This is a genomic window from Pseudomonas sp. 2995-1, assembly GCF_002742505.1.
GTDB lineage: Bacteria > Pseudomonadota > Gammaproteobacteria > Pseudomonadales > Pseudomonadaceae > Aquipseudomonas > Aquipseudomonas sivasensis.
The window spans coordinates 298,585-312,272 of record NZ_LJSA01000432.1; the positions used below are offsets into that span (position 1 = coordinate 298,585).

The following is a 13,688-nucleotide window of genomic DNA, read 5'->3' on the forward strand; positions in this document are numbered from 1 at the left end:
TATTGGTTATGAAGTATCGATTCAAAGGGTAATGATGGCAACCGTCGTCACTCTCGGAGACGGGTCATGAACCCTACCAAATCCATCACTGAACGCGTTTGCCAGGCTGTTGGTTTCGAAGCCCTGGCGTTGTTGATCTGCACCCCTTTGTTGGCGTGGATCATGGACAAGCCGGCCCTGGAAATGGGCATGGTCACCCTGGCGATCAGCCTGATGGCGCTGACCTGGAACGTGATCTTTAACGGCCTGTTCGACCGACTCAAGGCACGCCTGCAACTGGCCAACAATGGCTGGACCCGTGTGTTGCACGCGCTCATGTTTGAAGGTGGCTTGGTTTTGGTGTGCGTACCGCTGATTGCGGCGTGGCTGAATATCAGCCTGATGCAGGCATTTATCCTCGACATAGGTGTATTGCTGTTCTTCCTGCCGTACACCTATGTGTATCACTGGGGCTATGACGTACTGCGCGACAAGCTCCTACAGAAACATGCCGCCCGACGCCTCGATGCGCTGGCCGGTGATCCAGTGGCTGCCGTCGGCCAGCAGGCTGGCAATCGCTCCACCGATATCGTCCGGTAAGCCGGCGCGGCCCAGGGCGGTGTTGCTCGCGACCATGGCATTGAGGTTGGCGTTGTCGCGTACAGCGCCGCCGCCGAAGTCAGTTTCGATCGCGCCAGGGGCCAGGATGTTGACGCTGATCCCGCGCCCACCCAGCTCTTTGGCCTAGTAGCGGGTCAGCACTTCCATGGCGCCTTTCATCGCCGCGTAGGCGGCATAGCCCGGCAGGCTGAAACGCGCCAGGCCGCTGGAGACGTTGAGGATGCGGCCGCCGTCGCGGATCAACGGCAACAGCTTCTGCGTCAGGAAAAACGGACCCTTGAATTGGATCGCCACCAGTTGGTCGAACTGGGCTTCGGTGGTCTCGGCAAAACTGGCGTGAATGCCGATCCCGGCGTTGTTGATCAGAAAGTCGATGTGATCCTGTGCGAAAACATCCTTAAGCACGCCGGCCACGTCGCCGACAAAACCTTCGAATGTTGCGCTTTGGCTCACATCCAATTGCAGCATGGCAGCGCGGCCACCCAATTGTTCGATCTCGGCCACCAATGCCTGCGCCTCGTCGGCCTTGCTGTGATAGGTGCCGATGATGTCTACGCCTTGCGCCGCCAGGTGCAACGCAGCGTTTTTACCCAAACCACGGCTGGCGCCGGTGATCAATGCGATTTTGCGGGTCATGGTGCAGTCCTCTTCAGATGTGAACGTGGGACTGAGTGTATTTGTCCGCTGCTAACGTGATAAACAGGGCTACACCGGAATCACTGGCCGGATAAGGCGAACAATCCTATGAACAAACTTGAGTTGCTGCGCACCTTCGTGCGGGTCACCGAACTGTCGAGTTTTACCCAGGCGGGCGAGAGTCTGGGGCTGCCGCGTTCCACGGTGTCCGAGCATGTGCAGGCGCTGGAAGAACTGCTCGGCGCGCGTCTGTTGCAGCGCACCACACGCAAAGTGCAGGCGACCCAGGACGGGCGCGTGTTGTACGAGCGCAGCAAGGACCTGCTTGCGCATATGGAGGAACTCGAAGGGCTGTTTCGCCAGGACGAAGCGCAACTGAGCGGGCGCATCCGCGTCGACATGCCCAACGTGATGGCGCGGGAACTGATCCTGCCGCGCTTGTCGCAGTTCATGGACGCGCACCCGTTGATCGAGTTGGAGATCAGTTGCACCGACCGCCAGGTCGACCTGCTCGCCGAAGGCTTCGACTGCGTACTGCGCGTCGGCGCCCAGCCGGACCACAGCGTGGTCGCACGCGTGCTGTGCCGCATGCCGATGATCAACTGCGCGAGCGCGGGTTACGTGCAACGTTACGGCGTGCCCGCGACCTTGGCCGATCTGGCGCAGCATCAATTGGTGCATTACGTGCGGCCGTTGGGTTCACGCTCGGCCGGTTTCGAGTATCAGCAAGGCAACAAGGTGCAGCGCATCCCCATGGCCGGGCGAGTGACGGTCAACAGCACGGATGCGTATCGCGTTGCGTGCCTGGGCGGTTTTGGCATTACTCAGGTGCCGGCCTTGGGTATTCGTGACTTGCTCGCCAGTGGCGAGTTGGTTGCCCTGCTCCCGGACTACCCGGCGCCGCCGCTGGATGTGTCCTTGCTCTACGCGGGCCAGCGGCATTTGCCGTTGCGGGTGCGCGTGTTCATGGACTGGCTGGCGGCCACCCTGCAAGCCCATCTTTAACGGCGCGCCGACAGTTGCTGCGGCGCCAGGAACGCGTCGTGAAAGTAATCCCGGAACGCCTGCATCGCCGGGGTAAATGCCCGCTCGCGGTGCCAGGCCAGTCCGACGCTCATGGGCGTGACCGGGTCGGTGACGGTCAGGGTTTCGATGCGCTTGCCTTCCAGTGACCACGGGCGGTGCACCAAGTCCGACAGAATCGCCACGCCGCTGCCATTGGCGACCATGCTGCGTACTGCCTCCACCGAACTGGTGCGCAGTCGCACCTTAGGCGTTTGCCCGGCCTGTTCCCAATAGCGCATGGCGCTGTGTTCGGCTTCATCGACGGTCAGCAGGATGTAGGGCTCCTGCGCGACATCCGCCAGGCTCACGGCGCCGCGCTCGCACAATGGGTGATGGCTGGGCAGCCACAGGCGACGTTCCGAGTTGAACAGAATCTCGGAAACGATCGCCGGGTGAGTCAGGTTGGCGGTGAGCACCACGGCCATGTCGAACTGGCCGTCGAGCAGACCTTGTTCGATCGCCTGGCGCTCCTGCTCGAAGACCTCGATGGTCACGTCCGGATGCCAATGCTCCATGCGCTGCAAGTGATGGGGCAGGAAGTAACCAAGTACGGTGTAACTGGCCGCTACCCGCAGCACGCCGCTGGCGCGGTAGTCGGGCAATGGACTGTTCAGCGCATCGTCCACGCTGCGCACAATCACATAGGCGCGGTTGAGAAAGTGCCGCCCGGCATCGGTCAAGTTCATGCCTTGGGCCGAGCGCACAAACAGTTGCACGCCGAGCATCGCCTCCAACTCCTTGATCGCCGTGGTCACCGCCGACTGCGAGATGTTCAGGTGGATCGCTGCCTGGGAAATCTGGCCGATCTCAGCGGTGGCGACGAAGTAGCGGATTTGGCGCAAGGTCAGCGACATGAGCGATATCTGTTTTTCAGAAGATAGGGCATCTGATAATAGATCTTCCCAAGGGGTCAAGGCGCAGCCTACTTTTCCAACATCATTTCTGGCGGAGCGACCCCGATGCAGGCAGTGGATTTCAATTCGGACATGGGCGAAGGTTTCGGCCCCTGGACCATCGGTGATGGCGTCGACGCGGAGCTGATGGCCTACATCAGCTCGGCCAATATCGCCACCGGCTTCCACGCCGGCGACCCCGGCACCATGCGCCGCACCGTCGAACGCGCCAAGCAACTGGGCGTGGCCATCGGCGCCCATCCCGGCTTTCGTGATCTGGTCGGCTTTGGCCGTCGGCATATCAACGCACCGGCTCAGGAGCTGGTGGACGATATGCTCTACCAACTCGGTGCCCTGCGGGAAATCGCCCGCGCCCAAGGCGTGACGCTGCAACATATCAAGCCTCACGGCGCGCTCTACATGCACCTGGCCCGTGACGAAGAAGCGGCCCGGCTGCTGGTGCAAAACCTGCAACTCATCGAACCGACGCTGTTGCTGTACTGCATGCCCAACTCGGTGATCTGGCGGGTGGCCAAGGAGTTGGGGCAACCGGTGGTCCGGGAATTCTATGCCGATCGTGAGTACGATCTGACGGGCTCCATCGTGTTTACTCGCACTGTTCGCGCGCTTGATCCTGCAACGGTGGCGGCACGTGTCCTGCGGGCTTGTCAGACGGGGTTGGTGCGCACCGTAGAAGGCGAAGATCTGTTTATCGAATTCGATTCCATCTGCCTGCACAGCGACACTCCCGGCGCCCTGGAACTGGTGGAAGCCACCCGCGAGGCCTTGGACCAGGCGGGTATCACGGTCAAAACACCCTAATAAGATCGATCCCTTACTTTTTTGCCTGCCTTTCCATAACCATTCCAAGAGGAAGCGACATGGCTGAAACGACCCCCATCCGCTACAGCTTCGGCGGTGACGAACACCTGTTTGCCGAGGTCAGCGACAGCATGTCGTTGGAGGCCTTTTTCAAGGGCATGGCGGTGACTCGAGCGGTGGAGCGCCTGGCGCTGGAAGGCGTGCTGGATGTGTGCCTGGCCAATGCCTCGTTCCAGATCCGCTTCGACCCCGACCGCATCGCGCCCCATGTGTTGCTCGACGCCGTGCAAAGCGCCGAAGCCCAGGCCGTGGCCGAACGCACCTTGCGCACGCGCATCATCGAAATCCCGGTGCTGTACAACGACCCCTGGACCCATGAAACCCTGATGCGTTTTCGCGATCGCCATCAAGACCCCAGCGGCACCGACCTGGAGTACGCCGCGCGCATCAATGGTCTGGCGGATGTGGACGCGTTTATCGCCGCTCACAGCGGCGCGCCGTGGTTTGTGTCGATTGTCGGGTTTGTCGCGGGTCTGCCGTTCATGTTCCAGATGGTCGAGCGCGAGCGGCAGTTGCAGGTGCCCAAATACCTGCGCCCGCGCACCGACACGCCCAAACTCACCCTCGGCCATGGTGGCTGCTTTGGGTGTATCTACTCGGTGCGCGGCGCTGGCGGTTACCAAATGTTCGGCGTGACCCCGGCACCGATCTACGATCCGGCGCAGCAGTTGGCCTACCTCAAGGAGCACATGGTGTTCTTTCGCCCCGGTGACATCGTGCAGTTCAAACCCATAGAACGTGATGCCTACGACCTGGCCGTCGCCGAGGTGGACGCAGGCCGTTTCGACCTGCGCATCCGCCCGGTGGAATTTTCCCTCGACGCCTTTCTGGCCGACCCGGTGGGCTATCCGAAAACCCTGCAGGAGGCGCTGGCATGATCAAAGTCCTCAAACCCGGCCTCGCCACCTCTGTGCAGGACCTTGGCCGCGAAGGTTATTACCACTTGGGCATTCCGCCGTCGGGGGCGCTGGACCAATACGCGCTGAGCGCGGCCAACCATCTGGTGGGCAATCCGGTCGGTGCGGCGGGCCTGGAATGCACCTTGATCGGGCCTGAATTGGAATTCCAACAGGATGCGTTAGTGGCACTCAGCGGCGCGCTCATGTCGCCGCGCCTTGACGGTGAAGTGGTGCATCAGGACACCGCGTTCCAGGTGCGTGCCGGGCAGGTGCTGCGTTTCGAATTTCCCAAGGCCGGCGCACGGACTTACCTGGCGGTGGCCGGCGGCATTGATGTGCCCGTGGTGCTCGGCAGTCGCTCCACTTACACCCTGGGCGCGCTTGGTGGGTTTAAAGGTCGGCGCTTGCAGGAGGGTGATGAATTGCCCATCGGTGAGCTCTGCGGGCAGGGCCGGGCGGGCAACAGTTTGCCGATGGCCTTGCGCCGGTCGGTAGGGGGCGATATCACCCTGCGTGTGGTGCCTGGCCTGTATTACGAGCGCCTGACCGGTGCCGCCAAAAGCAGTTTTTTCGCCGAACCGTGGACCGTGGGTTCCGAAGCGGACCGTATCGGCTATCGCTTCAAGGGCGGTAGCGCGTTGAGCTTTGAACCACGGGAACAGCCGTTTGGGGCGGGCTCGGATCCGTCGAATATTGTCGACAGTTGCTACCCCATCGGTTCGATCCAGGTACCGGCGGGGCTGGAGCCGATTGTGTTGCATCGAGATGCGGTGTCGGGCGGAGGCTACGCGATGATCGGCACGGTGATCAGTGCCGATCTGGATTTGATCGGGCAGATGCAGCCCAACCAGCGCGCGGGTTTTGTGGCGGTGACGCTGGAGGAGGCCCTTGAGGCGCGGCGGGTGTACAAGAAGCGGCTCAAGGCCATGACGGGACTCTTCAACAACTGACACAACACACATCCAACTGTGGTAGGGAGCAAACCCCCTCCCACAGTTTCAATCTATGTTGTGTCAGAAAAGTTGGGTGAACAGCCAGTAGAGGCTGCCAGACAGAAGAATCGCCGCCGGCAACGTCAGCACCCACGCCATCAGCAAATTGCGGATCGTCCGCATCTGCAACCCAGCACCATTGGCCACCATGGTCCCCGCCACACCGGATGACAGCACATGGGTTGTCGACACCGGCAACCCATACATATCTGCGGCCCCGATGGTCAGCATCGCCACTGTTTCCGCCGCCCCGCCTTGGGCGTAGGTCATGTGGGTCTTGCCGATTTTCTCGCCCACCGTGACCACGATGCGCTTCCAGCCGACCATGGTGCCCAGGCCAAGCGCAATGGCCACCGCGATCTTCACCCAAAGCGGAATAAAGCGCGTGGCGTTGTCGATCTGTTGCTTGAACAGCTGCAGTTTGTCTTGGGTGTCGGCGTCGAAATTGCCGACCTTGCCCTTGTCCATCAGGCGAATGGTTTCGCTGGTCAGGTACATGTCGTTACGCACGTTGCCGACCGCCTCGGCGGGGACTTTGGCCAGGGAACCGTAGCCTTTGACTTCTTCGCCGATATGCCCGGTGAGCGCAGCGAGGGCCGGCACCAGGTCCGGTGTGGCTTGCTTGGTGCGCACGTAGGTCGACAGGACGGGGCGCGGGTCGCCGGGCAATGCCTGCGCCGTGGTTTTCATCAGGGCGGCCTGGGTCACTTCGGCCACCGCCGCGAACTGCAAAGACTGCTCGGCGGGCATGGTGCGGTTCAACGCATAGGCCATGGGCAACGTGCCGACCAGAATCAGCATGATCAGGCCCATGCCTTTCTGCCCATCGTTGGAGCCGTGGGCGAACGACACGCCGGTGCAGGTGGCGATCAACATGCCGCGAATCCACCACGGCGGCGGGGTGTTGCCTTTGGGCGCCTTGTACAGCGATCGGTTCTTCACAAAGGCGCGCATGGCCAGCAGCAACAAGGCTGCAAACGCAAAGCCGATCAAGGGGGACAGTAGCAACGCATAACCAATCTTGGTCGCCTGGGCCCAATCTACCCCGCTGGTACCGTCACGTCCGTGCATCAAGGCATTCGCCACGCCGACGCCGATGATTGAGCCGATCAGCGTATGGGAGGACGATGCCGGTAAACCCAGCCACCAGGTGCCGAGGTTCCACAGGATCGCAGCGATCAGCAGGGCGAAGATCATCGCGAAACCGGCCGATGAGCCCACCTGCAAAATCAGCTCCACCGGCAGCAGGGCGATGATGCCAAACGCCACCGCGCCGCTGGAGAGCAGCACGCCGAGGAAGTTGAAAAAGCCTGACCACACCACCGCGAAATGCGGTGGCAGCGAGTTGGTGTAGATCACCGTCGCGACGGCGTTGGCGGTGTCGTGGAAACCGTTGACGAACTCGAAGCCCAGAGCGATCAACAACGCGACGCCCAGCAGCAGGAACGGAGTCCAGGTGGTGACCACCGTGCCCAGTTCGTGCATGTCATGCATCAGGCTGTAGGCGGTGAACAACAGTCCCATGGCGAGGACGGCGAAGAAAATGATCACGGTCACCAGGCCAGGTTTCTTGTCCAGGCGCGGTTTTGAATCGACGGAAGATGAGTGCGTGGAGGCAGTCAGGGAAGGGGTGGCCATGCCGGAGCATCCAGGTGATGAAGGATGTCGTTCATAGTCATTGCAGAATGTTACAACGGTGCTGCCGCAGGTCAGTGTTTGGTCAATCAGGCACGCCATTAGTCTGTCTTGCAGCGCACACAGCCGCGAAACTCATAGGCACCACCGATCCCTGTGGGAGATGTCGAGCTTCAGCGAGGCTTCGATAGCGGCGGCAGGGCTGGCAGAGGTGTTGGCTGACACACTCTCATCGGGAGCAAGCCCCCTCCCACAGCGGATCTCATTTCAATTTGAAAATCTGCGAAACGCCCAACGCCCGGCAATCAAGGTAAAGGTCGCGACCAGCGCCACCAAAATCCAGAAGCCTTCCGGGTCTTGTGAAAGCGGCACGCCGCCGACGTTCATGCCAAAAAAACCGGCGATAATGTTGATCGGCAGTGCCAGCACCGTCACCACCGTAAGGGTGAACAGTGTGCGGCTGCTTTGCTCGTTGAGGTTGGCGGCGATCTCTTCCTGCAACAGTTTGATGCGTTCGCCCAGAGCCGTCAGGTCGTTGATGATCAGCGCAAACTCTTCGGTGGATTTGCGCAACTCCTTCACGTCTTCCTTTTGCAGCCATTGCGGCGGTCGGTTGAGCAGGCGCAGCAACGAGCCCGGCTCCAACGCCAGCAAGCGTTGCAGGCGCACCAGCACCCGGCGCGCGGCACCCAGTTCGGCGCGGTTGGTGGACAGGCGCGAGGACAGTAATTGGTCTTCGATATGGTCGACGCTGATGCTGGTCTTGCGCACGATCTGCGTCAGCACTTCGCCCTGGTCGCGCAGCAAATGCACCAACAGTTCCAGTGGCGAGCGAAAGTGTTCTCCGGCCTTTACCGACGAGCGCAACTTGTCCACCGAGTGCAACGGTTGCAGCCGCGCGCTGATCAACAGGCGGCTGCGAGCGCATACCCACAGCGTGGAAATATCCGACGAGACCATGCTGCTGAAGTTGAACACCACGTCGTTGACCACCGCCAGCAAGGCCGAGTCGACGTGTTCGATGCGGGTGGAGCGCGAGCCCTCGTGAAGGGCCTCGAAAAACTCTTCAGGCAGCTCCAGGTGCGCCTGCATCCAGCGCTCGCAGGCGGCGTGGGCGAGGTTCAGGTGCAGCCACAAGAACTCCTCCGGGTCCTGCGGTTGCTTCAATGCCGCCAGGGCGGTAGCCGAGTCAATCTGCTCCCCCTTAACACCTGGGCGAAAACGAAAACCGTAAAGCAAGCCAAACAGATCGGAGTCCTGATGGCTGTGATCGATGCTGTGATTCATGGAGGCTCGCAGAGAAAAGGCCTGTAGGACATTTCACAGGTCGCGTGGCGAATAATTACAGGGTTATTTGACATTTTTATGACAGTCGTTGGTTTATTTCGCATTCGTGACATTTTATTGACCATTTGTCCGAATCCCTTCAAGAAGGCTCTATTCCGGCCGATTCAGCTCATTAACAACCGTTAGGGATGTGCGGTGTCTTTGTCGACAGGGAGGTCAAGGCGTGCACACGCCACTTACCTGTATCGAGGCTTTCCCCGATGAATGTTTTGCGAACCTCCTTGAGAGCACAAATCCTGTCGCTGCTCGGTGGCAGCTTGCTGGCGATATTGTTGATCGCCCTGGCCTGTTTCAACTTCCTCTCCAACGGGGTGCAGAGTTATCGCAGTTTGATTGACGGGCCGTTGCTCACTTCGCAATTGATCGACGAAGCCAACCTGCAGTTCAAGGTGCAGGTGCAGGAATGGAAAAACGTGCTGCTGCGCGGCAAGCAGCCTCAGGATATGGAGAAATATTGGGGCCAGTTCCAGGACCGGCAGCGCGATGTGCAAAGTATCCTCGCTCGCCTGGTCACCCAGACCAGCAGCGACGCGCCGTTGAGCCGACGCATCGAAACCCTGCGCCTGGAGCACCAGCAACTGGGCGTTGCCTATCAGAAGGGCCGTGATGCCTATATGGCGGCGGGTGGTGATGCAACCGTCGGCGATACGGCAGTCAAAGGCGTAGACCGCGCCGCCAGTGAGCAGATGAGCGCTCTGGTCAGCGACCTGCGTGCCCAAGGCAGCCAGCAATCTCAGGCCATCAGTGCCTACGCCGAGCGCACCGTGCTGGTGGGGCTGGCGATTATGTTGCTGTCTGGTGTGCTGATCGGCCTGTTCAGCCTGTGGCTGATCAACCGCAACCTGATCCTGCCGATTCGTGGCTTGATCGACTACGTCACGCAACTCAGCCACGGCCGCTTTGCCGAGCGCGTAGCCAGCCGTCGCCAGGATGAACTGGGCCACCTGGCCGCCGCCGCGAATACGCTGCGCGACTTCCTCGCTGAAACCTTCACCCGCTTGCAGCGCAGCGCCACCGACTTGGTCAGCGCCAGCGGCGAGTTGAACTCGATTGCCGGCCTGATGGCTACCGGCACCCAAGAACAATTCAACCGTACCGACCAAGTGGCCACGGCCATGACCGAAATGTCGGCCACCGCCCAGGAAGTCGCACGCCACGCTGCCAGTGCCTCGCGCGCGGCCGACGAGGCAGATCACTCGGCCCGCGAAGGCGGTGAAGTGATGAAGGTCACCATCGCTACCATCGGCCAGATGCGCACGGAAATCCTCAACACCGGCACCATCATCCGACGCCTGGAAGCTGACAGCGTACGTATCGGCAAAGTGTTGGAAGTGATTCGCGGCATCGCCGAGCAAACCAACCTGCTGGCGCTCAACGCCGCTATCGAGGCGGCGCGGGCGGGCGAGGCGGGGCGTGGTTTTGCAGTCGTCGCCGATGAAGTCCGCAGCCTGGCGCAACGCACGGCCGCGTCGATCATCGAGATCAACCAGATTATTCAGGCGGTGCAGACCGGCGCGATCGATGCGGCCGAGGCGATCGTCAGCGGCCAGTCGTGCAGCGATGACAGCGTGGAAAAAGTCAGCCAGGCCGGCGCCATGCTCGACCACATCACTCAGGCGGTGGAAGCGATCCGCGACATGAACCGCCAGATCGCCACGGCGGCCGAGGAGCAGACGTCGGTCGCCGAGGACATCTCGCGCAATATCACCCAGATCACCACGGTGGCCACGGCCAACCTCGACAACGTGCAACGCACCGAAGCCGCGAGCCACAATCTGCGCGGTTTGTCCGGTGAGTTGAATGAGGTGACGGCGCGCCTGGGCGCCTGATCAGCCGGTTGGCAGGCTGAAGCTAAACATCGTGCCGTGCTCCGCGGTGGTGGACACTTTGAGTTCACCGCCATGAGCTTCGGCAATCTGCTTGACGATATACAACCCCAGGCCCAGGCCGGCCTGGGGCGTGTTCGTCGCTGGGCGTGAGTAAGGCTCAAAGAGCCGGGGCAAGGCTTGCGCGCTTATCTGGCCGGCGTTTTTCACTGACAGGTGGAAATGGTCGTCCTCAACCTGCGCGCGCACCTCCACCGGGCCGTCATGGCTGCCATGGTGAATGGCATTGGCCACCAGATTAGACAGCAACTGCGCCAAGCGGTCGCGGTCGCCACTGACCCCTTGCAGATCACCGATATCCGCACGAATCTCGCGCTGCGGGTGCACGCTCTGCACTTCCGATACCACATGCTGCAACGCCGCCTGTAACCCCTGGCAGTCGCCGATGTTGAGTGGGATGCCGCTGCCCATGCGGCCCCTGGCGAAATCCAGCACGTCTTCCACTAACTGCGCGGCGCGTCGGCCGCTGGTGAGAATGTGCCGCACGAGGGTATCGGTGGCGGGGTCCGGGTATTTACGCAGCAGTCGTTCGGCACCGAAGTTAATTGCAAACAACGGGTTGCGCAGGTCATGGCCGAGCACGGCGATAAATTGCTCGCGCAGTTCGGCGGTACTGCGTTCTTCCTGCAATTGCGCTTGTGTTTGCTGCGCGGCTTCTTCGGCTTCGATCTGCAATGACAACACCCGCGCAAACGATTCCATGGTCGATCGGATCGTGCTGCTGCGCAGCATGGCGGGATTGGGGTCCAAGGCGCAGATCGTGCCGAAGAAGCGCCCGTCGGTGCGGAATACCGGCACCGAAATGTAGCTTTCGAAGTGGTACAGGCGCGGTGTGTGGTGGTCGTGGTAGACCGGGTCTTCGCTGGCCTTGTCGATCACCACGGAGATATGGGAACCGCGAATCTCGTGGCAAATGGTGGTGGTCAGGTCCAACTCGCCTCCGACGCCGAGGCCGAATCCCAGGCGGTCGAGTACGGCGCAGGCGGTCCAGGTTTCGTCGGTCACCCGCGCAACGGCGGCAAAGCGCAGGCCAGTCATGTCGCTGATCACTTGGAGCATTGCGGGAACGGCACTGATTCGGCCAATGGTGGCAATGTCGACGGCTTTTTGCTCCATGACGTGTTCTCGGTGTGCTGTGCGATGGCGTAATGCCCTGGCTGATGCGGGGAAGTCTAACGACCTTGAATTGAGTCGGGGGAATTTGATTCATTGCGACGGCGCTTTTTCCAGGCATTACTGACGAGCGCCCATAAAAAAACCGCGCCACCCGAAGGTGGCGCGGTTTTGAGGATTCAACTCAGGTGTCTTGCTTGTTTTCCAGCACGGCACCGGTCTTGGCGTCGAGCTTGACTTCAAACTTCTTGCCAGCGGTGTCGGTCAGGTCTACTTCGTAGACATATTGATCGGCTACACCGTGTTTGTTGTCCAGTTCGGTGTCGGTAATTGTCGCGCCAGGGTGAGTGGCTACGGCCGCGGCGTTGAGCTTGTCAAAATGCATCACTGCGCCGGATTTGACCAGGCCTTCAATATGATCCGGACGAACATCCGCTTGGGCCAGGCCGGCAGTCAGCGTCAGGGCAGTTGCGGCGAACAAAGTGGTCAAAGTTTTCATGGTGTATGTCCTTCTTTGGTGAGCTGTTTAAGTGGCGCCAGATTAACTGGCGCAACTTAATTCATCCTTAATGGCGCACTGACACCAACGATGCCTCAGTACTTATAGTCGTTGAGCAAATCCTGCACGCTGGACGACGGCCAGCGCTTGTAGAACTTCAGCAGCTCGGCGGCGCGGTTGGTGAAGATGCCGTCGACGCCGGCTTTCATCACTTTCTCGAAATCCACTGGCTCATCCACGGTGTAGACATGCACCAGCAGACCTTTGTCGTGGGTCAGCTTGTTCATTTCAGGCTTCACCAGGTCCGAATAGCTCTGGTCGCCGTGGTCGGTCAGCTCGGCGGATGGGCCGGTGCCGATGGCGCCGAGGCTCTTGGCTTCGTCGACCCATTTTTCGAACTCGGCGGCGTCTTTCGGTTCTTGCTTGGCGTAGTAGGCGGCCTTGGTTGGCTCGCCGGATTCGGCGAAGGTCTGCTTGGATTTCGGCTCGATGCTGCCTTCACCCACCCACAACAGCAGGATCTTCGGGGTGTTCGGCATTTCTTTCTGCAGCTCTTTGAGGCTGGCGGTCTCGAAGGTTTGCAGCACTACGCGGCCCTTGCCCTGGCCGACGCCGGTGTTGCTCTTGCCCAGCTTGGAGCCGGCGGAGCTCAACCAGCCTTTATCCAACAGCTTGTTTTTGAGATCGGCTTCGATGCCCGGGAACTGCTTGGGCTCCTTGGTCTCGATGTACAGGCCGGGTTTGTGCTGCGGATTGCCTTCGGCGATCTTGATGATGTCGTCCAGGCTCAGGATCTTCAGACCGACGAAGCCTGGACGCGCGCGGTCCGGGTAGGCGGCGTTGAACCAACTGCCGGCATCGAGGCTTTGCAGTTCCTTCCAAGTGAATTCGTTGGCCGGCGCGTCTTTACGCTCGGGAAACTTGGTGGCCACATCGGTGGTGCGCTGCAGGTTGTTGTCGTGCAGGGCGAACAACACGCCGTCCTTGCTGCGCTGCAGGTCCAGTTCCAGGTAGTCGGCACCCAGGTCGCGCGCAACTTTGTAGGCGGCGGCGGTGGATTCCGGAGCGTCGTAGGAGGCGCCTCGGTGAGCGATCACGGCAGGGTGGGGAATGCCTTCGTTGGTTGCCAATTCAGCCGGGCTGATCGGGTCGGCAGCCTGCGCCTGGCCAAGGCCGAGCATCAGGGCCAGCAGCAGGGCGCTCTTGGTAAACGTGACAGGCATATGCGAAGTCCTTTCGTG

The 13,688-nt window shown here is 60.9% G+C and carries 12 protein-coding genes and 1 pseudogene; 6 read left to right on the forward strand and 7 right to left on the reverse strand.

Translation table 11 applies throughout. The annotated features are described in order from the left end of the window. Nucleotides 1-66 precede the first annotated feature (66 nt). Nucleotides 67-579 (forward strand): multidrug/biocide efflux PACE transporter, encoded by a 513-nt coding sequence (locus AOA61_RS23270; protein ID WP_099602796.1) that lies wholly within the window; start codon nucleotides 67-69, stop codon nucleotides 577-579. On the opposite strand, the pseudogene AOA61_RS23275 reads toward AOA61_RS23270, so the two are convergent. Then, nucleotides 478-1,236, reverse strand: a pseudogene (locus AOA61_RS23275) (SDR family NAD(P)-dependent oxidoreductase). The gene AOA61_RS23270 and the pseudogene AOA61_RS23275 sit on opposite strands and share 102 nt — an antisense overlap. Before the next feature lie 108 nt (nucleotides 1,237-1,344). Between AOA61_RS23275 and AOA61_RS23280 the strand changes: the two are divergent. Then, on the forward strand, nucleotides 1,345-2,241 hold the full coding sequence (locus AOA61_RS23280; protein ID WP_032891043.1) for a LysR family transcriptional regulator: 897 nt from the start codon (nucleotides 1,345-1,347) through the stop codon (nucleotides 2,239-2,241). On the opposite strand, the gene AOA61_RS23285 is transcribed toward AOA61_RS23280, so the two are convergent. Next, on the reverse strand, nucleotides 2,238-3,155 hold the full coding sequence (locus tag AOA61_RS23285; protein ID WP_032891044.1) for a LysR family transcriptional regulator: 918 nt from the start codon (nucleotides 3,153-3,155) through the stop codon (nucleotides 2,238-2,240). The two genes, AOA61_RS23280 and AOA61_RS23285, sit on opposite strands and share 4 nt — an antisense overlap. A 105-nt stretch (nucleotides 3,156-3,260) precedes the next feature. On the opposite strand from AOA61_RS23285, the gene AOA61_RS23290 reads away from it, so the two are divergent. From AOA61_RS23290 to AOA61_RS23300, 3 genes are read left to right on the forward strand one after another with little or no spacing between them, the layout of a single operon-like run. Next, the gene (locus AOA61_RS23290; RefSeq protein WP_095185721.1) at nucleotides 3,261-4,016 is read left to right on the forward strand and encodes a 5-oxoprolinase subunit PxpA; all 756 of its coding nucleotides are present in this window, start codon (nucleotides 3,261-3,263) and stop codon (nucleotides 4,014-4,016) included. 59 nt (nucleotides 4,017-4,075) lie between these two features. After that, complete coding sequence (locus tag AOA61_RS23295; protein WP_099602797.1) at nucleotides 4,076-4,954, forward strand: allophanate hydrolase subunit 1; 879 nt, start codon at nucleotides 4,076-4,078, stop codon at nucleotides 4,952-4,954. Next, complete coding sequence (locus AOA61_RS23300; RefSeq protein ID WP_095185720.1) at nucleotides 4,951-5,925, forward strand: biotin-dependent carboxyltransferase family protein; 975 nt, start codon at nucleotides 4,951-4,953, stop codon at nucleotides 5,923-5,925. Before AOA61_RS23295 ends, AOA61_RS23300 begins: the two co-directional genes overlap by 4 nt. A gap of 63 nt (nucleotides 5,926-5,988) precedes the next feature. On the opposite strand, the gene AOA61_RS23305 is transcribed toward AOA61_RS23300, so the two are convergent. Together AOA61_RS23305 and AOA61_RS23310 are read right to left on the reverse strand one after the other, a co-directional pair. Then, nucleotides 5,989-7,605 (reverse strand): inorganic phosphate transporter, encoded by a 1,617-nt coding sequence (locus AOA61_RS23305; protein ID WP_032891052.1) that lies wholly within the window; start codon nucleotides 7,603-7,605, stop codon nucleotides 5,989-5,991. 264 nt (nucleotides 7,606-7,869) lie between these two features. Then, complete coding sequence (locus AOA61_RS23310; protein WP_032891053.1) at nucleotides 7,870-8,889, reverse strand: transporter; 1,020 nt, start codon at nucleotides 8,887-8,889, stop codon at nucleotides 7,870-7,872. Nucleotides 8,890-9,149: 260 nt separating this feature from the next. On the opposite strand from AOA61_RS23310, the gene AOA61_RS23315 reads away from it, so the two are divergent. After that, nucleotides 9,150-10,778 carry a methyl-accepting chemotaxis protein gene (locus AOA61_RS23315; protein WP_099602798.1) on the forward strand — a complete coding sequence of 543 codons (1,629 nt, stop codon included), beginning with the start codon at nucleotides 9,150-9,152 and terminating at the stop codon, nucleotides 10,776-10,778. On the opposite strand, the gene AOA61_RS23320 is transcribed toward AOA61_RS23315, so the two are convergent. The 3 genes from AOA61_RS23320 to AOA61_RS23330 form a co-directional block, all read right to left on the reverse strand. After that, entirely contained in the window at nucleotides 10,779-11,951 is a 1,173-nt protein-coding gene (locus AOA61_RS23320) for a GAF domain-containing sensor histidine kinase (protein WP_099602799.1), read from the reverse strand. 181 nt (nucleotides 11,952-12,132) lie between these two features. Further along, a complete protein-coding gene (locus AOA61_RS23325; protein WP_095185717.1) occupies nucleotides 12,133-12,447 on the reverse strand; it encodes a PepSY domain-containing protein in 315 nt (104 codons plus the stop codon). A 95-nt stretch (nucleotides 12,448-12,542) separates the two neighbouring features. Further along, complete coding sequence (locus tag AOA61_RS23330; protein ID WP_032891060.1) at nucleotides 12,543-13,670, reverse strand: glycerophosphodiester phosphodiesterase family protein; 1,128 nt, start codon at nucleotides 13,668-13,670, stop codon at nucleotides 12,543-12,545. Nucleotides 13,671-13,688: the final 18 nt, after the last annotated feature.

What these genes read in the sequence shown, in the direction of transcription:
- AOA61_RS23270 (WP_099602796.1), top strand. Translation starts at nt 67, where the DNA reads ATGAACCCTACCAAATCCATCACTGAACGCGTTTGCCAGGCTGTTGGT.
- AOA61_RS23280 (WP_032891043.1), top strand. Translation starts at nt 1,345, where the DNA reads ATGAACAAACTTGAGTTGCTGCGCACCTTCGTGCGGGTCACCGAACTG.
- AOA61_RS23285 (WP_032891044.1), bottom strand. Translation starts at nt 3,155, where the DNA reads ATGTCGCTGACCTTGCGCCAAATCCGCTACTTCGTCGCCACCGCTGAG.
- AOA61_RS23290 (WP_095185721.1), top strand. Translation starts at nt 3,261, where the DNA reads ATGCAGGCAGTGGATTTCAATTCGGACATGGGCGAAGGTTTCGGCCCC.
- AOA61_RS23295 (WP_099602797.1), top strand. Translation starts at nt 4,076, where the DNA reads ATGGCTGAAACGACCCCCATCCGCTACAGCTTCGGCGGTGACGAACAC.
- AOA61_RS23300 (WP_095185720.1), top strand. Translation starts at nt 4,951, where the DNA reads ATGATCAAAGTCCTCAAACCCGGCCTCGCCACCTCTGTGCAGGACCTT.
- AOA61_RS23305 (WP_032891052.1), bottom strand. Translation starts at nt 7,605, where the DNA reads ATGGCCACCCCTTCCCTGACTGCCTCCACGCACTCATCTTCCGTCGAT.
- AOA61_RS23310 (WP_032891053.1), bottom strand. Translation starts at nt 8,889, where the DNA reads ATGAATCACAGCATCGATCACAGCCATCAGGACTCCGATCTGTTTGGC.
- AOA61_RS23315 (WP_099602798.1), top strand. Translation starts at nt 9,150, where the DNA reads ATGAATGTTTTGCGAACCTCCTTGAGAGCACAAATCCTGTCGCTGCTC.
- AOA61_RS23320 (WP_099602799.1), bottom strand. Translation starts at nt 11,951, where the DNA reads ATGGAGCAAAAAGCCGTCGACATTGCCACCATTGGCCGAATCAGTGCC.
- AOA61_RS23325 (WP_095185717.1), bottom strand. Translation starts at nt 12,447, where the DNA reads ATGAAAACTTTGACCACTTTGTTCGCCGCAACTGCCCTGACGCTGACT.
- AOA61_RS23330 (WP_032891060.1), bottom strand. Translation starts at nt 13,670, where the DNA reads ATGCCTGTCACGTTTACCAAGAGCGCCCTGCTGCTGGCCCTGATGCTC.